The organism is Methanothermobacter sp. EMTCatA1 (assembly GCF_002356395.1).
Lineage (GTDB): Archaea > Methanobacteriota > Methanobacteria > Methanobacteriales > Methanothermobacteraceae > Methanothermobacter > Methanothermobacter thermautotrophicus.
Map to the genome: position 1 here is coordinate 690,602 of NZ_AP018336.1, position 22,315 is coordinate 712,916.

Here is a 22,315-nt window from a genome sequence, read left to right on the forward strand (position 1 = left end):
GGGATGTTTAAAGTCCGAAGGATTTCATGAGGAGCTCTTCATTGACAAATCCTGCCCTGAAGACATCTCCTGTCCTGAGGTCATTTATAACGACCTCTGCAGGTGCAAACATTCCCTTATCTATCTTGTAGAAGTCGTAGTCGGCCTCCCTGAAGACATCATAGAAGGGTTTACCATAACCCTCAGATGCAGATGATGGGAGGTTCTCTGCCAGGGATTTTATGTCATCTCCTTCCTCGGATTCTATGTAATAGTAGGTCCTTCCGCCGAAGAGGACTGCATCATTGGTTTTACCCATGGCCTTAAGACTGTCAGGGTCAACCGGGGCTATTGGTGCTATACCGGCAGCATATTTGACCTTGTTAACATCGAAGTGGAGTGCCTCAAGCATCTTGTAGGTACCGTTTTCAACCACACGGCCTGAGATCTGTATTGAACCAACCAGGGATGATGTTGGGGCCACCAGGACGTATACGTTCTCTGCTGCCACGTCACACTCCTCTGCAATCATGTCTGTGACATCCTCACCAGGGAGTTTATCTGCCTCAAGGGTGAGTATTGCAACATCTGCATCATCCTGGTATCCTATCTCATCATAGGTCTCTGCAGGTTTCAGGGAGAGGGCCCTTGCAGGTCCGGAACCCAGTGCAAAGAAGTCGCCCACACTGACTGACCATCCAGCCTTCTGGGCTCCCAGTGTTGATATGGCAGGGAAGTCTGTCTTTATCTTAACGGATGGAAGTGCGAACCTCTCTGAAAGGTCGCCGGGTATGGAGATCCCAACATCTGCAAGTCCTCCCAGGCAGACACCTGTGTAGAGTTCACCTGCCTTGATGCTGCCGTCAACGTTAACTCCGCAGTCGATGACTGTTGAACCATTTTCAAGTTTATCGACCTTTATTTTAAGGTCGTCTGCCTTTTCAATCATTCTGTCAACTATCTTCTTTGCCTCAAGGTTTACACTTACCATTTGATCACCTCTTCTGCTTCTTTGAAGTTAACCTCATATATATGAGCGCTAATTGAGTGGATGGTTATGTGACCCACCTCAACACCCACCTCTGCTGCGACGTGATCAGCAAGATAGGCAAGGCCCACAGCATTTGGGAACCATGCCCCGTAGATGTCATGGCTGCGCCAGAGGGCCGTTGTGAAGAGCCTCCCATCCCTTATCTTGAAGTCAACGAGGATCATGCAGGGGACCTCATCACTCGCAGTGTCTTCAGGAGGATCCCAGGTTACCATGGTGGCCCTTCTTGATTCTGTGCAGTTTTTAAGTCTCCTTATGGCCTCATCCAGCTGGTCCACTCCGAAGTGTGCCCTCAGGCGGTTTCCGTAGGTGTAGACAAATCCCTTCCTGTCCCCTGAGAGGAACTGTTCAGAGTACTTCTCAAGTTTTTCACCGCTCCAGAAGTAGCCCTCAGGGACCTTTATGTTGAGCAGCGAACCCCTCCTGATATGGTAAAAGTCATCTGATTTGCCGAGGGGCTTCTTTATGGTCACAACGGTGTTCATGACCTCCCTTGTAAGGGATCCCCTTTCATCCCTTATCTCCCGCCCATCATGCATTATCTTCTCAACGAGTTTCTTCCAGCCATCTGCAATTTCATTGACTTCTATACTGTAGGCCATCATGAACACCCTCAATTACCTGCTGCCATCACCATGTTGCGGAGTTTGCTGAAGGCCGCCTTCCTCGGGAGTTTCCTCATTCCGCAGTCAGGGTCGATGTAGAGGTTCTCCTCTCCAACTATATCAGCACCCCTTTTAATAAGGTTTCTTATCTCCTCCATGGATTCAACCCTCTCGGTTGTGGTATCCACACATCCAAATCCTACCCCCTTATCACCCCTCCATTTCTCCTCAAGGACCTCCAGGTTGGATGGTCTTCCCGCGAATTCAAGGTCCAGGACATCAACCTTAAATCTGAGCAGATCAGAGAGCACATTCCTTATGTCTCCACACACATGCAGTGAGACCTCAATGTCCAGGCCGGCTGCAATGTGATCTATGGCCCTCCCTGCTGTTTTCATGTCAACAATTCCCGTTGAGAGGAAGGGTTCATCTATCTGTATCATTGCAGCCCCTGCATCCTGGAGGTGCTTTGCCTCTATTTTAAGAACTCCTGCCATGTCCATGACAGCCCGATCCCTCTTCTGGGGGTCGTAGAACCCCTCTATCCTGGATGCGTAGATCATGGTGGATGGTCCGGTTATTATGCCCTTAACACCCCTTGATTCATCATCTGTGAGGCCCCTTAAAATCCGGTATGCATATCTGAGGTCAGCTGCTCCTATGGAACCTGCAGGCGGTGTTATCCTTGAGTATATGATTGATGTGCCGTCCTCGATCTTCATGCCTCCAATTGCCGCTGCGAAGTGTCCCACCATGTCGCCACGGACCTGTCCATCCGAGATTATATCAACTCCCGCCCTGAACTGGTCCCTCACAGCAGCCTCTATGGCCGGTCTGTATCTATCGTAGGAGCCAAAAAAATTCAGCAGACGTTCACCCAGTGTCTCAGGACCCCTGGGTTCTGTGGGGTAGCTTCCAACAACTGTTGTGATCACACCATCACCCTCAGGGTTCTGCCACCTCAAGGATCCTCTCTATCTCCTCTGGATCAACCGGGAGCTCAACCACGGCTGTACCGTAGCATGGCTTGGTGTATGGTATCATGACGGTTGATCTTTCCTCATCTATACCGATGGGTACGGGTGGTATGCCGATTATCCTTGCGCCGAGGATCTTCTCACCGGGCTTTATGTGGACGACCCTCCGTGCCTTCTTTTCTATCATTGCTGCACATTCCCTGAAACCGGCCCTCTTCATGTGGATCTCATATTCCCCTGACTGCTGCAGATAGGTCTCCAGGCAGAACGTCATGGTTTCTCCTCCATGAACCTGTCTATCCTCACCCGCAGGGGTGCAGGGTTGTGGTGTGCCCTTGCAGCAATGATCTCCGCGTCAAGGGTCTCCATTATTTCATTAACGAGTTCTTCAAGGACATCTGCGTCCCTATCAAAGATTATTGCCAGGGTCTCTGTATTCAGTATCCCTGCAAAGGTCACAAGGTATGCTGCTGCAGCATCGTTGGGTACAAAGCCTGCGAGGAATTCGTAGTCACCCTCAGCTAATTCGTTGATGCATGATTCAAGGTCCACCATTTCATCCGTGTAGATACCCTCAGGGTCAGCAACCTGGACAAGCCTGAGTGCGGCTGGATTGGCTGTTACAGTAACCCTGAAACCCTTCTTTTTGAGTTTATGTGATGTGTATATTGCCAGGGGGATCTGAACCGGTGATTCCGGGCATCCCAGTACCATTAAAGCCTTCCCTGTTGATTCCGTTTTCATGATTATCTCCCCATTATGGGTTCTTGATCATTCACCAGCTGGGACCGCCTACTCCTTCAGCCCGACAGAGTTTGCAAATATGAGTGAGCTGAGGAAGATGAAGGTCAGGAGGGCTGTCCCGTTTATTGTCCTGTTTATCACGAAGAGTCCTATTATGGCCTGCGACATGAAGGCTGCGAGGGCCCCTGTCAGCAGAACCTCCCTTCCAAGGTAGCTTCTTGAGCCATTTTCACGCCTTTCACGGTATATGCTGAGCATCCTCAATCCCATTATAATGATACCCACACACCAGATTAGAAGGAAGAACATGGTAATGTATCCAAAGTCATAGGCCCACCCAAATACTCCAGGCACCATGTAATCTATCACGTCCTTCTTGTTGACGAGTATGCCATAGAAAACCGGGAAGGGCAGACCAAAGAAGAGTATGAGCTGAAGTGGAAGTGAAATGTATCCATCGGCAAATCCACTTGAGAGTTCACCCCAGTAGGAAGACATTGGATTATGGCCCAGGAGGGTGGTGTTCTTGATGACAAGTTTCATGCTCGGGAGTGAAAATGTTTCGAGTCTCTCTATACGTAGAAGAGGGCTTAGAACAGTCATCCCCAGTACCCTTGAGATTAACTCAAGGCCCCCGAATCCAGCCACTGCTATTAATGCAAAGCCGGCGACCCGCTTAACCGTGATGAGGGACCTCTGCCTCATGGACTTTGATATTATGAAAAGTCCCATAAAAAGGCCCAGAAGCCATAGAAGGAGGAACGATCTGTGCATAAGACCCCCAAAGAGGGTTATGCCCGCCATGAGCAGGTAAACAAAACCTCTAAGGCCCCTCACATCAACCCCTGATTCCTCCATGATTGCAAGGGCTGCAAGGGATGATACTGTCACAAGCAGGGCTATTGGGCCAAATGGGTGGGTGAACTCACTCTGACCGAATGACATGAAGAGTGCAACAACGTCAAGTCCGAAGATTATGTTGAATCCTATTCCAAGGACTATGCAGATGAATAGAACCATGCTGAGGGACATTGGTGCAAGGTTGAGTATGAAAACCATTGCTGCGTAGAGTATTATGCCAACCTCAATTATGAGCTGAAGGTGATTCTGTGCTATAAGGGCCAATTTAATCCTCCAGAGATGTTGATGATAGGGGACTGCAAACATGTTTCAGGGCAAAAATCCGGACCCTGAAACCAGAGATATGGGGTTGCAACTAGATCATATATTGAGGGTTATCTTAAAAAGTTTTTCCGCCAGGTATGGATTTTCGAAAGACAACCATATCCTCACCGGGACCATTGTAGTCTGCCACAGCCATTACAGGACCGTATTCAACTGTTTTGCCCTTTTCAACTGGTTTGAAACCGTTTTTAAGGTAAAACCTTATTGCACGGTCGTTTGATGGCTTTGTGATGAGGTAGATCTCCCTCGCACCCATACCCTTCACGGTCCCTGCGAACCTTTCAAGGAGCCTTCCGGCAATTCCAGTTCCCCTGAGGGACGGTGAAACACAGAGGAGGTGGATGTATGCCTCGGAGGGGTTATCCTGTGATATGAACCCCAGCAGGAACCCCACGATTTCATCCCCATCCTCAGCAATAAATGAGGTTGTGCTGAAGAACCTCGTGAATATATGGTAGATGGAGTTTCTCTCTGTAACCATAGGTGGGCATTCATGTGCCAGTTCAGCTATGGCCAGGAAGTCCTCCTCCCTTGCGTTCCTCACCATCACACCAATCACCATATTAATTATCCGTCGAAGATTTAATAAGGTTAACTTTAAATATTAAAAGGCTTAATGTATACTTTGTTGGGGCTGGTAGCTCAGGTTGGTAGAGCGTCGCCTTGGCATGGCGGAGGCCCCGGGTTCAAATCCCGGCCAGTCCACTCAAAACTGTTTTTAAACTGTTTTTATTGTCCTTCATTTATTTTTACTGATTAAATGAAGTTTATTCAGGTTTCCTTATTAAAATAAAAAAAATCATTCCAGGACACAGGGAAGTGCCCAATGATTTTTTTAAGTTTAAAGGGAGTCACTGGGGCCCTAACTGGATTCAGCGGCCTCGTAGACCATGTCCACTATTATCCGGAAGAGGTCATCTGTTCTGAGTTTCTTTTGCTCCCTCTTTGATACAAGGAGTCTCAGGGCCGTGTTTACGATTTCATCCACATCGGTGGATCGGTACATGAGGCCATTGTCTATATAGAACCTGTCCACTGAAAGGGGCTTTCCAGGATAACAGGATATGACTGGTGTGCCAAGGAGAGCCGCCTCCCTGTTCATGGTCCCGCCGGCGCCTATAACAAGGTCACATCTCTTCATGAGGCTGAAGGTGTCAACTGGTGGCTTTATTATGGTAACATTATCATATCCCTCGAAGATCTCTGCCTGTTCCCTGAACCTGGGTATTATGAGTATATTGGCGTAATCCTTCAGGACCTCCACTATCGGCGTGAGGACCGATTCATGACAGTCAGCATCAAGGTAGGATGCCAGTGACGGCTCCGGCCTCATGAGTATTGTCTTCTCCCTTTCAAGTTTCAGGTTCAGGTCCTCGAAGATGTTCTCATTGTATTCAAAGTTCTGGAAGTGGATTATCTCAGAGGTCCCCCTGTATCTCCTTATCCTGTTTGGGTCAGCACCTGTCTTCATTATGTCCCAGAGGTCAATGACCTCAGGCATTATTATGTTGTCACAGAGAGGGAGTGTTAGCTTGTTTGCTGCCAGTGCGTGCTCATTGTCAAGTACATAGACACTTGGGATTCCAAGACCAAAGGTTACCCTTGGGAGTTCTATGGAGTGTTTTGAAAGACCAACATCTGGTCTCTGTTCTGCTATAAATTTTGAGAGGTTATATGCCCTCTTTGTGCTCTCAATGAGTTTCTCAGAGAGGGTTACGCCATGTTTACCTATTGATGTGAACTCAAAGCCGAAGAGCTTCATGAGCCTGTGTATATCACCGAACTTCCTGGCGGTGATTATGACATCCTCGCCCTCTTCCTGGAAGTATGTTATCACATCCCTGAAAAACCTGACATGAGGGGCGTTGGTAATATCAATCCATATCTTCAAGGAAAACCACCAAAAAAATATTTTAATCTGCCATTGCCCCTTCAATGGCTTCTATGATCTCCTGAACACCATCACCTGTCTTGAGGCTGGTCTTTATTACCCTGACTTCCGGGTTGATCTTCTTAACATCATCAACCATCTTGTCAAGGTCCGCGCCAACGGCCTCTGCAAGGTCAGCCTTGTTAATAACAACAAGGTCCGCCTCCCGGAATATGAGGGGGTGCTTCTCGACTGTGTCGTCGCCCTCTGTGGAGCTTACAACAACAACCCTCATGTGGGATCCAAGATCAAAGTCCACCGGACAGATGAGGTTGCCGACGTTCTCAATGAATAGCAGGTCCACATCATCAAGGGGGAGGTCCTCAAGTCCGTGCTCAACGAGGTGGGCATCAAGGTGGCACTCCTTACCTGTGTTGAGCCCGACAACAGGTACGTCGTACTTCTCAAACCTTCCAGCGTCGAATTTGCTTATAACGTCCCCTGCGATAACCGCAACCTTCCTGTCCATGTTCTCAATGAGTTTCTCTATGAGTGTTGTTTTTCCTGAACCTATTGCACCCAGAAAGTCAACTGCAAAGACATTTGCCCTGTCAAGGCGTCTCTGGTTCTTTCTGGCGAGTTTCCTGTTTGCAAGCAGGATGTCATTCTGAATTTCAACCTCTGCTACTTTATGCATGAAATTCCTCCTCTAGTCCTTCTTCTCAATCTTTATATTTTTAACATTGCATTCCCTGCCAGCCCTGACATGGAACTCATGGCCCCCGCAGGCGGGGCATTTTATGACCGGAGCGAAGTGGTCAAGTTCATCGGCCTCGACCACGCCCTCATATCCACATTCACACTCTATTTCCACGGGGACAACCTCAAGGTTGAACCTGGCGCCCTCAAGTATTGTGCCCTCGCTGAGGACGTCCAGCATAAATTCTATCTGTTCCGGGTTCAGCAGGGTAAGCTGGCCGATCTCAACCGTGACCTCAAGGACCTCGACGGCGTCATTCTTCTCTGCAGCATCGATAACCGTCCTCACAATTGCATCGGCCATGGATAGTTCATGCACCCATTTCACCTCTTTAGTCTGACAAAATTTTATAATTAGAATTAATAGAGTTATCTATATAAAAATTGTTAATTACCGGAAGGTGATTTTTCATGATAATAGGTTGTTCAGCATCACAGAAACTTGCTGCCTCAGTTGCAGATTTACTAGATGAACCTTTATGCCCCGTTGAAACCCGTAAATTCCCTGATGGGGAACGTTACATCAGGGTTAAGGAGGAAGTGGAGGGAGAGGTGACCGTTGTGCAGTCAACGGGTTACCCCCAGGATGAAAACCTCATGGAACTCCTTTTCATGATAGAGAACCTTAAAGATCTGGGGGCGGATTATGTGCGTGCAGCCATACCCTACTTTGGATACGGGAGGCAGGAGAGGCGTTTCAAGAGCGGTGAAGCTGTATCGGCGAAAATAGTCGCCCACCTCCTTGAGGCCGCCGGTGCAGATGAAATTGTAACCGTGAACCTCCATGAGAACTGCCTGAGTGAGTTCTTCCGTGTACCTGTGAGGGAGCTCTCTGCAATGCCCCTCATCGCTGAACACATCTCATTCCTTGATGACCCGGTAATCATCGCCCCGGATAAGGGTGCCCTGGGTCATGCCCGGGAGGTCAGTGATATACTTGGATGTGAATGTGACTACATGGAGAAGGTCCGCATATCCCCTGAGGTGGTTGAGACCCGTGTGAGTGACCTTGATGTTGAAGGAAAGGATGCTGTGGTTGTTGATGACATCATAAGCACCGGTGGGACCATAGTAAACGCCGCCGGGATTTTAGGGAAATGTGGAGCCTCAAGCATAACTGTTTGCTGTGTCCACCCGGTCCTTGTGGAGGACGCCCTCCTGAAGATATTCTCAGCCGGTGTTGAGAGGGTCATTGCAACGGACACCCTTAAATCTGATGTTAGCGAGATCTCAGTTGCACCGCTTATTGCAGATGTCATGAAAGATTAATTTAACCCATTTCAGATATTTTTTCAGTTCCCGGCCCTTATTAACTTTTTTTAAGAATCATCTGGACCTGAGCACATGAAAAGGGAGCTCAGTATAAAAAAGACGTATATCCTAAATAACCCATTAGAACTATTTCGCCAGAACACAGATAAATCCTGAAAACAGGCTGGAACTTCCAAAAAGAAAAAGTAAATGCAGAGGATCAGTGCATGGCTGGTTTTTTCATGATTGAAGGCACAATATCACTTATCTTCTGCATCCTTTGAATCAGGCTCTCCTTTCCCTTACCGATGAGTGCGTGTTCAAGGACATCCCCGAGGGTCTCAACGGGTACTATCTCAACCATGTCCTCGTACTTCTTCTCAATCATCACATCACCCATGTTGGATGCAGGTATCAGGACCTTCCTTATTCCCGCCTCTGCAGCTGCCTCTATCTTCCCTGTGACTCCTCCAACAGGGAGAACATCTCCGCGTATGCTCAGTGAGCCGGTGAGGGCAACTGACTGATCCACAGGTATCTCCTCAAGGGCCGATATGACTGCTGTTGCAACGGAGACACTTGCACTGTCCCCCTCCACACCATCATAGGCCTGGAGGAACTGTATGTGGATGTCATAGTTGGATATGTCTGTACCGGTGTATTTCTTTATGAGGGCGCTTACGTTCTGCACAGCCTCCCTTGCGATTTCACCCAGTTTACCTGTTGCTATGATTCTGCCTTCCTCCTTGCTCTGGGCAGGGGCGGCCTCTGCGGCTATGGGGAGTATGATCCCACTCCTATCACCGATTATCGCAAGGCCGTTGACTCGACCGACCTCTCCACCCTCTGATTTGAAGACACTGTACTTCTTCTTCTGGACAATGTATCTATCTGCAATCTGCTGCTCAAGGGTTCGTGAAAGTTTTTTTGCCTCTATAACGTCCTCTGTTTCCACAAGTTCTGCTCCGCGGCTCTTGGCTATGTCACCGGCTGCCCTTACAAGGCCCCCCAGTTCACGGAGTTTTAGGGTCAGTGAGTCCTTCTTACCGGCCCTCCTCTGGGCCTCCCTTATTATCTCCTCAACTGCCTCCCTGCTGAAGTGGGGGATCCTTCCATCCTTTTCAACTTCCTGTGCAACGAACTGAACGAGTTTGTCCCTGTTTTCTGGTGTGTCGGGCATCGTGTCCTTCATGAAGACCTCGTATCCGTATCCCCTTATCCTTGAACGGAGGGCAGGGTGCATACCCTCAAGCACCTGCAGGTTACCTGAAGCCACCAGTACGAAGTCACAGGGAACCGCCTGTGAGCGTACCATGGCTCCGCTGCTTGTTTCGCTCTGGCCTGTGATCGAGTACCTCTTCTCCTGCATGGCCGTCAGGAGTTCCTGCTGGGTCTTCATCTTCATTGTCCCTATCTCATCTATGTAGAGCACACCCTTGTTGGCCTTGTGGATCATCCCGGCTTCCACCCTCTCATGTGCAGGTGTGCCAAGACCACCTGACTGGTAGGGGTCATGTCTTACATCCCCGAGGAGGGCCCCTGCATGGGCTCCGGTTGCATCGACGAATGGTGCGACCTGCCTTCCCTCATTGTTCACAAGGAGTTTCGGGACCATGACCGTTGTCCGTGGCCTGAACTGCTGCAGTGCCAGGAATATTATACCTGCAGCTATTATCGCTGCCAGGAACTGGTTCATCATGAACCCAAGGACAAGGATGAAGGATATTATGAGCATCATGAAAAGGTTCTTCTTCTCATCCTGTGACCTTGCCTTGTTCTTGTGGTTCATCACGATCTTACGACCCTCTCCTGCAGGTACAGCCCCTATGAGGGGGTTGTTGGGGTCCTCTATGTTTGGGTAGACCAGTATGTCCTGTAACTGTTCGCGTGGCAGCAGCTCTGCCATCGCCTTTGCCAGCATGGATTTACCCACACCGGGTTCACCTATCAGTAAAACGTTACGTCTCTGTTCAGCCGCCTTTTTTATTGTCTCAACGGCCTCTTCCTGCCCTATGATCTGATCTATGAGTCTTTCGGGGACTTCTATATCCTTTGATGTTTCATATGAAAGGGTCTCCCCGGTTCCCTTTTTAGTCTCGTTACCCTCATATGAAACAGATTCCTGAGTTCTGGAGTTTTTAATGGTGGTTTTCATTTCTATTCAAATGCCTCCATTAAGTGAAGTGGTTAAAATTAAAATCACAGTTATCAATTGTTTCTCCTACTTAAAATATTTTACTTACAAATTTTTATTTTAATATATGGGGGTTCCCCTTATAAAGGTATCTCCACCATGTTGCATGGTTCAGCGGTTTATCTCAGATATCAGGGCCAGGGCGTTCTGTATGAATTTCTCAACAATCTTGCGGTACTTCTCCTCACTCGCCTCCAGTGCCTCCCGGGTCCTCTTCATCTCGGTGATGTCCCTTGCAATGGTTGAAACCCCGATGATCTCGCCGTTAAAGTCACGTATTGGTGAGAGGGAGATTGAAACCCAGATCTCCTCCCCATCCTTCCTCCTGCGCTTCGCCTCAAAGTTTGAAACTAAACCTCCGGATTTAACCTCTGATATCAGGCCCCGCAGCTTCTCGAATTCCTCCTCACTCATGAGGATGGATATGTTCTTTCCCTTAACCTCCTCTGCACTGTAGCCATAGACCATCTCAGCTCCCCTGTTCCAGTCCATTATGTTGCCCTCCAGGTCGTAACTCACGATGGCGTCACCTGATGATTCAACTATGGCTGCCAGTCTTTCAAGTTCCCTCTGGAATTTCATCCGCTCTGTAACGTCCCTGAAGATGGCCCTGCTGTACTCCACCTCTCCTTTCTTCATCCGGACATTGACGTTGCCCTCGACAAATATCTTCTCTCCGTCACTGGTTATGAAGGCCGTCTCGACGGTGGGTATCTTCTCACCTGACATCACCCTCCTGAAGAGTTCACGGCACTCATCAAGTTTGTCAGGGTGTATCACATCGAAGAGTGTGAGTTCCTCCAGGTCCCTGTCAGTGTAGCCGAGGGTCTCCTTCCAGGCCCTGTTAACATAGACGAATCTCCCTTCAGGGTTAACGGCCTGTATCATGTCAGTGGCGTTCTCAAAGAGGTCCCTGAACTGTTCCTCACGGCTCTTCAGTTCCTCCTCCATTTCCTTTCTACTGGAGATATCCCTTATTATTGAGGTTATGTACCTCCCGGCAGGGGTTTCTGCAGGGTTGATGGTCATCTCAACAGGGAATTCTGTCCCATCGGCTCTGAGAGAAACCGTCTCAAGGACCCTTCCGCTGAGCTCATGTCTACCCGCAGCACGGTACTCCTCCATTTTAATGTGGAGATCCTCCCTCAGGGGTTCCGGGACCAGATCATCCAGATTTTTACCCTTCAGGGATGGGTATCCGTACATCCTGTCTGCTGCAGGGTTTGAGAAGACTATAACGCCATCCATGTTAACCGTGATAATGCCGTCGGGACTTTTACTGATAACGGTCTCGAAAATTGACTTAAGATCATCTTCTGACAGGTCAGGAACTGCAAGAGGAACAGGGGCCATTTAACCATCTCCCACAATGAACATCTTGAGTAATATTTTCACCAGCAATGTATTTAAGATTTTAGTGTTCAATATTGTTAGGACCAGACTCCAGTTCAGTCAGGATCAGCCTCAAGTTATAATAGAAAACCGTTAAGAGGTGGCATTGTCCACTGGATCAGGTGAGGCCATGAGTGCAAAGTGTATAATGGTTCAGGGCACATCATCGAGTGCAGGTAAGAGCGTGATGGTCGCAGCTCTCTGCCGTATATTCTCACGGAGGGGATACAGGGTTGCGCCCTTCAAATCCCAGAACATGTCACTGAACTCCTTCACAACAGCTGAGAACCGGGAGATAGCGGTGGCCCAGGTCCTCCAGGCAGAGGCCGCAGGGATAGAGCCATCACACCACATGAACCCCGTCCTCCTCAAACCCAAGGAGGACTTCACATCCCAGGTAATAGTCCATGGGAGACCTGCAGGAAACATGAACTTCCAGGACTACCAGACAGAATTCAGGGATACTGCCCTTGAGGCTATAAGGGAATCCCTTGAGTACCTGAAGAGCAGGTATGAGCTTATAGTGATAGAGGGGGCAGGATCCCCCGCCGAGATAAACATGAGGGACAGGGACCTTGCCAACATGGAGATCGCCCACCTTGCAGATGCCGACGTTATACTGGTGGCTGACATAGACCGTGGAGGTGTCTTCGCATCAATTGCAGGTACCCTGATGCTCCTTGATGAACGTGACAGGTCCCGGATAAAGGGTGTTGTCATAAACAAGTTTCGTGGTAACATTGACATACTGATGCCCGGCATTGAGAGGATCGAGGAGATCACAGGAGTCCCGGTGCTGGGTGTTCTGCCCTATGATGAAGGCCTGAAACTCCCGGAGGAGGATTCAGCATCCCTCTCCCAGAGGAAGTACAGGGGAAGAGGGGATATACGGGTAGGAGTTATGAGGCTGCCCAGGATATCAAACTTCACAGACATAGACCCCCTTGAGTACGAGGAGGACGTTGCTGTGAGGCTCATAGAGACAGGTGACAGCCTTGATGACCTTGACGCCATCATAATCCCCGGGACCAGGAACACCATAAGCGACCTCATCCACCTTGAGGAGAACGGCTTTGCTGACGAGATCCGGGACTTAAGCCGTGAGATACCTGTCTTTGGCATATGCGGTGGCTTTCAGATGCTGGGAAAGAGGATCCTTGATGATGCCCGGCAGGAGTCCAGTGAAGGCAGTGTTGATGGTCTCGGTCTTCTTGACTGTGAGACCCACTTTACAGGTGAGGGTAAGATAATCTCCCAGAGTCAGGGAAGGGTCCTTGGTAACGGAATCTTCAGTGGTATGAGGGGAGAGACCGTGGAGGGATATGAACTCCATGAGGGGACCACAGTCCTCGGTGATGTGAAACCCCTTCTGAGGGTTGACAGGGGCTTCGGGAACACCAGGAGCGGCGGATTCGATGGGGCGGTCGATGGAAACGTGGCCGGAACCTACTTCCATGGAATATTCCACAACTTCAGATTCAGGAGGTACTTCACAAATCTCCTCAGGGAGAGGAAGGGCCTTGAACCACTGGAGTACGTGGACGATAACTTCAGTGCATCAAGAAGGTTCTCAATCGACAGGCTGGCAGAGATCGTTGAGGAAAACATGGATCTCTCCATCATCGAGGAGATCCTTGAAGGATAATTTTAAGGACCCGGTCTTCATTTTCAATCTTACCCGGTCTTCAGTTTCAATCTTATTTCAATTCTTTAGACGATTAAAAGACGCCAGCATTTTAAAAGAGACTGTTCCATGCATTAACCAGAACAGACATTCTGTCAGGATTAAATTCTGGACTCCCCATCTCCTAACAGAATTCCTTTGAAGTTCAGCATTTAGAGAGGACTATCATCAGTTAAAAAATGGGGGGATGTATCTGCAGACCACGGTCATGATATGAAGGGCACTGCCAGGGTTGTGATCACAAGGACCGTCAGGATGATACCCACAGCTATGATGGGAATCCCGGCCCTCGGTATGTCCCTCAGCTTAACGTAGCCGGAACCGTAGGCCATTGCAACTGTTGGGTCTGCCATTGGGAGCATGAATGACAGTGAACATGCGATTGCAACGGGTACAGCGTATACCCCGATGGGCTGGTGCTGCGCAGATGCAAGGGTCACAGAGAGGGGGACAAGGATGGCTGAGAGGGCTATATTGGACATCACCTGGGTGATGATCACCGCCACAGCCATGAGCACGAGCATGACGATTACAGTCGATGGGTCTGAACCAAGCATACCCACAAGTTTATCAATTATCCATGCTGCCGCCCCTGTCTTGAGGAGTGCGCTTCCAAGGGAGAGTGCCCCTCCAAAGAACACCACCAGACCCCAGTCAATGTTTTTCTGTGCGTCTTTCCATGTTATTACACCCGCGAATATGAACATCACAGCAGCTATAAGTGACACAGAGTAGCTGTTGATACCTGTGAAGCCAGCTGTAACCCACAGCAGGATGGCGAAGAGGAGTATCCCTGCGCTGAGCTTCTCATCCCTGCTCATTGAGCCCATCATCCTTATCCTTTCACCTATCAGGGCATCTCCATTTTCGAGGGCCCTGACCTCGCTTGGAAAAATCCTCATGAGGAGGAACCATGTGACCAGGAGCATTGCAATCGAAAGTGGAAGACCGAATATCATCCAGTTAAGGAAGGGTATGCTGGTGTAGGCCGCTGCCATGAGGTTGGGGGCAGTTCCTATCTCTGTACCGAATCCACCGGCAAGGGACCCGAATGATGCCCCGAGTATCATGGCCTTTGCATAGTTACTCTTTCCCTTCTCAGGTTCAGAGCAGCCCATTATATCCACTATTTCCTTTATGATGGGTAGGAGCATTGCAAAGGCGACAACATTCTCAATCCATGCAGAAAGAAGACCCGTCGAGAATATGCTTACAAACAGTCCCCTCTCCGGTGAGGTTCCAAGCCTCCCCAGGAGGTAGTAGGTGAATCTCTGGGCGAGACCACTCCTCCTTATGGCCTCTGCCATTATAAATCCCCCAATCATGAGGAAGAGTATGGGATTTGCAAAACCTATAACCGCGTTTTCAAAGCTCTCAACACCCATGAGTGGCTGTGCGAAGAGTATTATGAGTGATGTCACAGCCAGGGGCACGACCTCCGTTGCCCACATTGTAACTGCAAAAACGAGTAAAGCAAGTGCTGTGTGTCCTGAAGCCCTTAGACCCGGTAGTGGTACCAGGTATACTGTAAGGGCCAATAAAAGGCTCAGAATAAATCCTTTTCTGGCATCCGTAATATTACCTCCACAATTTAATAAAGATGCATCAAGAGATTTAAATCCGGATTTGCCTTTTATTTGATAACAATTAACCGGATGTAAACCTGAAACTCAACTTTCTTTTTTACTAATTAATAAGCTTTTGATTTTTACTGGTTAACAAAACTTTGATAAGTATCGTCCAGGCCATTTACGGGAGGTTATTTAGGTCATGAATCTTTCTTTTCAGTCCTTTAAGAGGTTAGATACATGGCTGCCCATATTATCCCCACTATCACAGGCTGGTGGACCAGGTAAACCTTCAGTGAGTTTCTTCCGATCAGCTGAAGTAGAGAGGGACTCCATGCCCTTAATCCAAATCTTCTACGGTATCCCGGGTAGAGGGTGTCTCCGGTGAAGATTCCGAGGAGCACAACACCCAGCCACGGGAAAAGCGGGAAGTAGTCAAGGGTGTAAAAATTATGGGGCCTGATTCCAAGCCACATCAGGAGGGGAGTTTCAACCCGCAGCCCTGACATCAGGACCCCCACCGTGATTGCAACAGCCGATAATGCAAGTGCAACGGTTCTCCTTCCAGCAAGGGGGTGTGTGAGTATCACTGCAAGGCCTATGAAGTGGAGGACCCCGAAGACAATGAAACCATTGTGGGGGTAGATCCATGTTGCGGCGGTGATGACCATCCCCCAGAGGAATATCTTCAGACCTCTTATGATGTAATGCCGCCTGGAGGTAACCCCTCTTCTTGAATGGCTCAGGCTGAGGGACACCCCAACCAGGAATATGAAAAGGAACGCCGTCAGCCTGCCTGTGAACCAGATCACCGGCGACCCCATGTCAAGATCCAGCACACCCAGGAAGTCAAGATCAAAGAGGGTATGATATACAATCATCATCAGGACGGCGGCGCCCCTAAGTGCATCGACCTCCCCGAACCTTTCAGTTACATGAACTGTACCCATGCAGGACCTCCGTTTAATATATGAACCCCCTGAGGATAAAAGAAGATGCCCCGGATCATGGCAGGATCAAAAGAAAAATAGAAAACTTTATATAAGATGACCTCAAATCTCTTTTATGCCTACGAATTGCGGCGTTAGTCCAGCCTGGTTAAGACACTGGCCTGCCACGCCAGCGACCCGGGTTCAAATCCCGGACGCCGCATAGCGGTTGTAGTCTAGTCTGGTTAGGACTCGGGCCTTCCAAGCCCGCGACCCGGGTTCAAATCCCGGCAACCGCATATAAACTGCTTCTGTCAATCTTGTTCTAGATTCTCATGCACTGCTTCTATTCAAACTGCTTCTATAAGTCCTGTTCTAGATTTCCACGTACACTGATCCTTTTTCTATTGATTCAATGCCCATCTAATTTCAGATTCGGGGATGGCATCCAGTTAAAGATTACAGGTCCCATTTATCAGACTTACATGCTTTTTGAGAGTCTCTAACGCGGGTGCCATATATCATCTATATATATCAGAAGCCATGATAGTAGAGCAAGGAATAAATACTTTAATTTTAGAATAATAACAGGATCCAGACTAATATTATGGTGTGATACTCATGGCTGGAATAGTCGGATATGGAGTTTACATTCCATCATACAGAATAAAGGTTGAAGAAATCGCGAGGGTCTGGGGAGACGACCCCCAGGCCATATCAAGGGGGCTGGTTGTGGAGGAAAAATCGGTCCCTGGTCCTGATGAGGACACAGCAACAATCTCAGTTGAAGCTGCCCGTAATGCCCTCAGAAGGAGCCAGATAGATCCCTCAGAGATAGGAGCTGTCTATGTGGGATCAGAATCCCACCCCTACGCTGTTAAGCCAACAGCAACAATCGTTGCAGAGGCTGTTGAGGCAACACCCGAGATGACAGCAGCTGACCTTGAGTTCGCATGTAAGGCAGGTACCGCAGGTATACAGGCCTGCATGGGACTTGTTGACTCAGGCATAATCAAGTACGGCCTTGCAGTCGGTGCTGACACAGCCCAGGGAGCCCCCGGTGACGCCCTTGAGTACACTGCATCAGCAGGAGGGGCAGCCTATGTTATAGGTGGAAAGAACTGCCTTGCAGATATAAAGGAAACCTACAGCTTCACAACAGACACCCCCGACTTCTACAGGAGGGAGGGAATGCCCTACCCCCGGCACGGGGGAAGATTCACCGGTGAACCCGCCTACTTCAAGCATGTCCTGGGAGCCGCGAGGGGTATGATGGAGAAGACCGGTCTCAGCGCAGATGACTTCGACTACGCGGTCTTCCACCAGCCAAACGGGAAGTTCTACCTGAAGGCCGCTCGCAAACTGGGATTTGAAAGCGAACAGGTTAAACCGGGACTTTTGACGCCTGTGATAGGGAACACCTACTCAGGTGCAACACCAGTAGGCCTTGCAGCAACCCTTGACGTTGCAGAACCAGGCGCAAGGATACTGGCAGTGTCCTATGGTTCAGGTGCCGGGAGCGACGCCTTCATAATAGAGGTGAATGATCTCATAGAGGAGAGGCGTGACCTTGCACCATCCGTGGCCGAGATCATCAAAAATAAGAGGTACGTCGACTATGCCTTATACGCCAAATTCAAGGGCAAACTCAGGATGGCTTAAGAGGGTGATAATATGAGGGATGTAGCAGTTATTGGAGTTTCACAGACAAAATTTGGAGAACTCTGGGATGTCTCCTTCAGGGACATGATAACCGAGGCCGGACTTGGGGCCATAGAGGACGCAGGAGTGGAGGGCGCAGACCTTGATGCGATGTACGTTGGTAACATGTCAGCCGGTCTCTTCATAAAACAGGAGCATATATCCTCGCTCATCGCGGACCATGCTGGCCTGACACCCATACCCTCCACAAGGGTTGAGGCCGCCTGTGCATCAGGGGGGCTCGCCCTCAGGAGCGGCATAATGGCGGTGGCATCAGGATACCATGACATCGTGATAGCTGCAGGTGTTGAGAAGATGACCGACGTTGTTGACCCAACACCGGCAATTGCAACAGCATCCGACCAGGAGTGGGAGGCCCAGCAGGGTGTCACATTCCCATCACTGTATGCCATGATGGCCAGGAGGCACATGTATGAGTACGGTACAACCAGGGAGCAGCTCGCCATGGTCTCAGTGATAAACCATGAGAACGCCTCAAACAACCCCCGGGCCCAGTTTCCGATGAAGGTCACGGTTGAACAGGTCATGAACTCCACCATGGTAGCGGATCCCCTCAGGCTCCTCGACTGTTCACCGATATCTGATGGGGCCGCAGCGGTTATACTATGCCCTGCAGACATGGCGAGGGAGTACACAGACACACCTGTCTATGTGAAGGCGTCTGCACAGGCCTCAGGTACCATTGCACTTCATGACAGGAGGGACATAACAAGGATTGATGCAACCGTCAATGCAGCCAGAAATGCCTTCAAGATGGCCAAGCTGACTCCAGGGGACATAGACCTTGTTGAGGTCCATGACTGTTTCAGTATAAACGGTATACTGGCTGTTGAGGACCTTGGATTCGTCGAGAAGGGTGAAGGTGGAAGGGCCTTTGAGGATGGTATGACAAGGATTGATGGTGACATACCGGTTAACCCATCAGGTGGGCTCAAGGCACGTGGCCATCCCCTTGGAGCCACCGGTATAGCCCAGGCAGCTGAGGTGGTATGGCAGCTGCGTGGTGAAGCCGGTAAGAGACAGGTGGAAGGTGCTGAAATCGGCATGACCCACAACATCGGTGGAACCGGTGGAACAGCGGCGGTCCACATATTTTCAAGGTGAATAATCCTTCAACCTTTTTTATTAATTTAAGAATGGCTCAGATCTGTTTGTTGATCTTTTCTTATTCCATGCGAGGGGAACCAAACTTTTTTTTGAACTGAGGAAGTCACCTAAGAAACCAGAGTTAGAAAGAGTACAGTTCTTAACTTACATTTTATTGCAGGATGAGTCCCGTCTCTGCCGGACAGAATAAATGATCCCAGATCTACAGAACGCTTTCTTAAAAGAAAGGATCTATGCCGGTTAAATCTCTCCATAATGAGAAAAAGAGTTATGTGGAAGTGAATTGGGGTGATTCCAATAGAAAAAGTTGGGGGATGCCTTACATTGGAGGCATTCCGCCCATGCCGCCCATTTCCTCCATTCCTTCCTCGCTGGAACCGGATGATGATGCGGCTATGACGTCGTCTATGCGCAGTATCATCTCAGCTGCTTCAGCTGCAGACTGGATGGCCTGTTTCTTGACCCTGTGGGGTTCAATTACTCCTGCTTCCTTCATGTCGACGATTTTACCATCGAAGACGTCGATTCCCATGTATGTTGATTCCTCATGGGCTGCCCTGAGGTCAACTAGGACGTCGATGCTGTCAAGACCTGCGTTCTCTGCAAGGGTCTTTGGCACGATTTCAAGGGCCTCTGCGAAGGCTGATACTGCCAGCTGCTCCCTGCCGCTTATTGAGTCAGCATAGTCCTTGAGCCTCTTTGCGATTTCTATTTCAGGTGCTCCGCCTCCTGCAACGACCTTACCATCCTCAACTGTTGCAGCGACTACGCCTATTGCGTCTTCGATTGCCCTTTCAACTTCGCTTACAACGTGTTCGGTTGATCCCCTGACGAGTATTGTCACTGCCTTTGGTTCCTTGCACTCTTCAACGAAGATCATTTCTTCGCCTGAGATCTTCTTCTCTGATACGACTCCTGCTTCACCCAGGTCCTCTGGGCTGAGGTCCTCGATGTTTGTGACTATGTTTGCTCCTGTGGCCTTGGAGAGTTTCTCCATGTCTGACTTCTTGACCCTTCTCACTGCAAGGACTCCTGCCTTGGCCAGGTAGTGCTGTGCGAGGTCATCGATGCCCTTCTGACAGAAGAGGACGTTTGCGCCTGTATCAACTATTGAGTTGACCATGTCGCGGATCATCTGCTCTTCCTGTTCGATGAAGGCCTGCATCTGTGATGGGTCTGTTATCCTGATCTCTGCGTCAACCTCTGTCTCTTTAACTTCGATCGGGCAGTTGAGAAGTGCTATTTTGGCGTTTTCAACCTTCTTTGGCATTCCTGGGTGGACCCTTTCCTTGTCGATTATAACACCCTGCACGAGTGTTGAGTCATCCACTGCTGCGCCTTCCTTCTTCTCTATCTTTATGTGGTCCTTCTCGACTTCGCCATCCTCTTCAACCTGCTTGACCGCATCCACTATGAGCTCTGCCAGTGGTTCCCTTGCCTTTTCTGTTCCTTTTCCTGTCATTGCGGTCATTGCAACCTTCATGAGGGTGTCCCTGTCGCTGGCGTCGATTGCAATGTCGTCGAGTATTTCCTGGGCCTTTTCAGCGGCCTGCCTGTAACCCATTGCTATTATTGTTGGGTGGATCTCCATTTCAAGGAGATTTTCAGCCTTTTTGAGTAGTTCCCCTGCTATTATGACTGCTGTGGTTGTACCGTCCCCTACCTCGTCTTCCTGGGTCTTTGCAACCTCGACGAGCATTTTTGCTGCTGGGTGCTCTATGTCCATTTCCTTGAGTATTGTGACACCGTCGTTGGTTACAACAATGTCTCCAAGGGAGTCAACAAGCATCTTGTCCATACCCTTAGGTCCAAGGGTTGTTCTCACGGTCTCTGCGAGTATTTTACCCGCAAGGATGTTCATCCTCTGTGCGTCTCTTCCAAGATACCTGCTTGTACCTTCGGGCAGTACAAGAATTGGCTGCTGTCCCTGTGCCATTCAATCACCTCAGTTTTAATTATAAATCAGTATGCAGTTATCAATGGGTTAGAGGTTCTATAAATAGTTTTCGCTGCTTCTCCAGAAGAATATTTAACGAAGATGGAACTTAAAGTAATCTGTGATAAAAATGAGGCAGCTCCAGAAAGCCTCAGTATACCTTACCATGACCCTGATTTTGATCGTGGCCATGGAAAGTTCCCATGCCCTTGAGAATGATTCAGAAACCCTGAACAGCTCTGAAGTCCTGCAGGCAAGTGTCAGGGTAGCCAATTTCATGGAAAAGTATCAGAGGCTCCCTGAAAACATAAGTGCTGGAAACAGAAGTCTTGATTGTGCATCCTACACATATGCCCTTAGCAGAGTACTGAGAGGCTCAAGGACCGTTGAATACAGAACTGTAAATTCACCCGCCCTCGATATTCGCCGCATATCCCTGAAACTGAGCAGAACACAGTACACTGAGATAACAGTAAGGTTCAGGGACTTTACAGATAAATACAGTAGATGCCCGTCAACGGTGTCCTACAGTGGAGGTAAAATCGATTTCTACAATACAGTCTACCTCCTCTCAAAGATTGGGCGTTACAGGTACCAGAAGGGGAGGATGCCCACATACGTGTATATAAGGACTCCGGTACCCCTCAATGCATACAGGATCAACTCCCAGACCGTTGACTCCAGGATAAGGAGCATAAACTCTGAAATCAGGAAGACGTCTTCCCTCATCAAGAGGATCAGGATCAGAATAAGAACCACAGGAAACACCAGGACCAGGATCATGCTTCAGAACAGACTCAGGACACTTGAGAACAGATACACCTATCTTAAGGGGCAACTCAGATACTATGAGGGCCTTAAGAACAGCCCCTGGTATGTCCCTCCATCCCTCAGAACGTATCTGAGTTCAACAGCCTACTGCAGCATCACGGATCCCAATGTGGTATACCTTGCCCGTGAACTCTCAGGAAACACCAGCTACTCCACTGCACAGAACCTCTTCACCTGGGTACGTGACAACGTTGACTACTCCTTCTACTACAGGACACGTTACGGTGCCTCGGGTACACTCCGGTTAAGGAAGGGCAACTGCGTTGACCAGGCACACCTCATGGTAGCCCTTGCAAGGACCAGTGGTATACCTGCACGCTACGTCCGTGGTTACTGCAGATTCATAAGCGGGAACTGGTACTCCCATGTATGGGCCCAGGTATGGATAAGGGGTCGTGGATGGGTTACTGCAGACACAACCCACTCCCTCAACAGACTGGGACATGTAAGTAACTGGAACACAACTGTCTCAAGGGTCAGCGAGGTACTCCGTGAATACAGGCTTTAAAGGATCCTTCGTCCCTGCAGTTA

General features: G+C 49.3%; 20 protein-coding genes and 3 tRNA genes. 8 read left to right on the plus strand and 15 right to left on the minus strand.

Translation table 11 applies throughout. The features are described 5' to 3' along the window. Window positions 1-7: 7 nt before the first annotated feature. From mch to tca_RS03665, 7 genes are all read right to left on the minus strand, one after another. Window positions 8-970, minus strand: a complete 963-nt coding sequence (gene mch / locus tca_RS03635) for a methenyltetrahydromethanopterin cyclohydrolase (RefSeq protein ID WP_286709156.1) — start codon at window positions 968-970, stop codon at window positions 8-10. Further along, window positions 964-1,632, minus strand: a complete 669-nt coding sequence (locus tca_RS03640; RefSeq protein WP_048061245.1) for a thymidylate synthase — start codon at window positions 1,630-1,632, stop codon at window positions 964-966. Before tca_RS03640 ends, mch begins: the two co-directional genes overlap by 7 nt. A gap of 11 nt (window positions 1,633-1,643) precedes the next feature. Next, entirely contained in the window at window positions 1,644-2,570 is a 927-nt protein-coding gene (locus tca_RS03645) for a methionine synthase (RefSeq protein WP_010876413.1), read from the minus strand. 10 nt (window positions 2,571-2,580) lie between these two features. Continuing rightward, window positions 2,581-2,886 carry a DUF1894 domain-containing protein gene (locus tca_RS03650; RefSeq protein WP_010876414.1) on the minus strand — a complete coding sequence of 102 codons (306 nt, stop codon included), beginning with the start codon at window positions 2,884-2,886 and terminating at the stop codon, window positions 2,581-2,583. Beyond that, the gene (locus tag tca_RS03655) at window positions 2,883-3,356 is read right to left on the minus strand and encodes a DUF1890 domain-containing protein (RefSeq protein WP_010876415.1); all 474 of its coding nucleotides are present in this window, start codon (window positions 3,354-3,356) and stop codon (window positions 2,883-2,885) included. Before tca_RS03655 ends, tca_RS03650 begins: the two co-directional genes overlap by 4 nt. A 48-nt stretch (window positions 3,357-3,404) precedes the next feature. Further along, window positions 3,405-4,481: a hypothetical protein gene (locus tca_RS03660; protein WP_048060897.1), complete on the minus strand. Its 1,077-nt coding sequence runs from the start codon at window positions 4,479-4,481 to the stop codon at window positions 3,405-3,407. Window positions 4,482-4,596: 115 nt separating this feature from the next. Beyond that, window positions 4,597-5,103 (minus strand): GNAT family N-acetyltransferase, encoded by a 507-nt coding sequence (locus tag tca_RS03665; protein ID WP_286709157.1) that lies wholly within the window; start codon window positions 5,101-5,103, stop codon window positions 4,597-4,599. A gap of 69 nt (window positions 5,104-5,172) precedes the next feature. Here tca_RS03665 and tca_RS03670 point away from each other — a divergent pair. Beyond that, window positions 5,173-5,246: transfer RNA gene (locus tag tca_RS03670), tRNA-Ala, on the plus strand. Window positions 5,247-5,403: 157 nt separating this feature from the next. Here the strand turns inward: tca_RS03670 and tca_RS03675 are convergent. From tca_RS03675 to hypA, 3 genes are read right to left on the minus strand one after another with little or no spacing between them, the layout of a single operon-like run. Beyond that, on the minus strand, window positions 5,404-6,432 hold the full coding sequence (locus tag tca_RS03675) for a DUF354 domain-containing protein (protein ID WP_143485760.1): 1,029 nt from the start codon (window positions 6,430-6,432) through the stop codon (window positions 5,404-5,406). 22 nt (window positions 6,433-6,454) lie between these two features. Continuing rightward, window positions 6,455-7,108, minus strand: coding sequence for a hydrogenase nickel incorporation protein HypB (gene hypB / locus tca_RS03680; protein WP_010876419.1), 654 nt, complete (start codon window positions 7,106-7,108; stop codon window positions 6,455-6,457). A 12-nt stretch (window positions 7,109-7,120) separates the two neighbouring features. Next, a complete protein-coding gene (hypA, locus tag tca_RS03685; RefSeq protein ID WP_048060898.1) occupies window positions 7,121-7,489 on the minus strand; it encodes a hydrogenase maturation nickel metallochaperone HypA in 369 nt (122 codons plus the stop codon). 92 nt (window positions 7,490-7,581) lie between these two features. Here hypA and tca_RS03690 point away from each other — a divergent pair, with 92 nt between their 5' ends. After that, window positions 7,582-8,439 carry a ribose-phosphate diphosphokinase gene (locus tag tca_RS03690; RefSeq protein ID WP_010876421.1) on the plus strand — a complete coding sequence of 286 codons (858 nt, stop codon included), beginning with the start codon at window positions 7,582-7,584 and terminating at the stop codon, window positions 8,437-8,439. Window positions 8,440-8,641: 202 nt separating this feature from the next. Here tca_RS03690 and lonB read toward each other — a convergent pair whose 3' ends face one another. Together lonB and tca_RS03700 are read right to left on the minus strand one after the other, a co-directional pair. Further along, window positions 8,642-10,576, minus strand: a complete 1,935-nt coding sequence (lonB, locus tag tca_RS03695) for an ATP-dependent protease LonB (RefSeq protein WP_010876422.1) — start codon at window positions 10,574-10,576, stop codon at window positions 8,642-8,644. A 150-nt stretch (window positions 10,577-10,726) separates the two neighbouring features. Then, the gene (locus tca_RS03700; RefSeq protein ID WP_010876423.1) at window positions 10,727-11,968 is read right to left on the minus strand and encodes a PAS domain S-box protein; all 1,242 of its coding nucleotides are present in this window, start codon (window positions 11,966-11,968) and stop codon (window positions 10,727-10,729) included. 169 nt (window positions 11,969-12,137) lie between these two features. Here tca_RS03700 and cobQ point away from each other — a divergent pair, with 169 nt between their 5' ends. After that, window positions 12,138-13,652: a cobyric acid synthase CobQ gene (gene cobQ / locus tca_RS03705; protein WP_286709158.1), complete on the plus strand. Its 1,515-nt coding sequence runs from the start codon at window positions 12,138-12,140 to the stop codon at window positions 13,650-13,652. Between the two features lie 245 nt (window positions 13,653-13,897). Here cobQ and tca_RS03710 read toward each other — a convergent pair whose 3' ends face one another. Together tca_RS03710 and tca_RS03715 are read right to left on the minus strand one after the other, a co-directional pair. Then, complete coding sequence (locus tag tca_RS03710; protein ID WP_394339337.1) at window positions 13,898-15,328, minus strand: DASS family sodium-coupled anion symporter; 1,431 nt, start codon at window positions 15,326-15,328, stop codon at window positions 13,898-13,900. 155 nt (window positions 15,329-15,483) lie between these two features. Then, entirely contained in the window at window positions 15,484-16,209 is a 726-nt protein-coding gene (locus tca_RS03715) for a heparan-alpha-glucosaminide N-acetyltransferase (RefSeq protein ID WP_286709159.1), read from the minus strand. Between the two features lie 128 nt (window positions 16,210-16,337). On the opposite strand from tca_RS03715, the gene tca_RS03720 reads away from it, so the two are divergent. The 4 genes from tca_RS03720 (at window position 16,338) to tca_RS03735 (ending at window position 19,014) form a co-directional block, all read left to right on the plus strand. Beyond that, window positions 16,338-16,411: transfer RNA gene (locus tca_RS03720), tRNA-Gly, on the plus strand. A 2-nt stretch (window positions 16,412-16,413) separates the two neighbouring features. Continuing rightward, a tRNA-Gly gene (locus tca_RS03725) sits at window positions 16,414-16,487 on the plus strand. Between the two features lie 322 nt (window positions 16,488-16,809). Beyond that, entirely contained in the window at window positions 16,810-17,850 is a 1,041-nt protein-coding gene (locus tca_RS03730) for a hydroxymethylglutaryl-CoA synthase (RefSeq protein WP_048060900.1), read from the plus strand. A 12-nt stretch (window positions 17,851-17,862) separates the two neighbouring features. Beyond that, window positions 17,863-19,014 carry a thiolase domain-containing protein gene (locus tca_RS03735; protein WP_010876428.1) on the plus strand — a complete coding sequence of 384 codons (1,152 nt, stop codon included), beginning with the start codon at window positions 17,863-17,865 and terminating at the stop codon, window positions 19,012-19,014. A 322-nt stretch (window positions 19,015-19,336) separates the two neighbouring features. On the opposite strand, the gene thsA is transcribed toward tca_RS03735, so the two are convergent. Beyond that, window positions 19,337-20,953, minus strand: coding sequence for a thermosome subunit alpha (thsA, locus tag tca_RS03740; RefSeq protein WP_010876429.1), 1,617 nt, complete (start codon window positions 20,951-20,953; stop codon window positions 19,337-19,339). Window positions 20,954-21,083: 130 nt separating this feature from the next. Between thsA and tca_RS03745 the strand changes: the two genes are divergently transcribed. Beyond that, a complete protein-coding gene (locus tca_RS03745; RefSeq protein ID WP_238374278.1) occupies window positions 21,084-22,292 on the plus strand; it encodes a transglutaminase domain-containing protein in 1,209 nt (402 codons plus the stop codon). The last annotated feature ends 23 nt before the right edge of the window (window positions 22,293-22,315 follow it).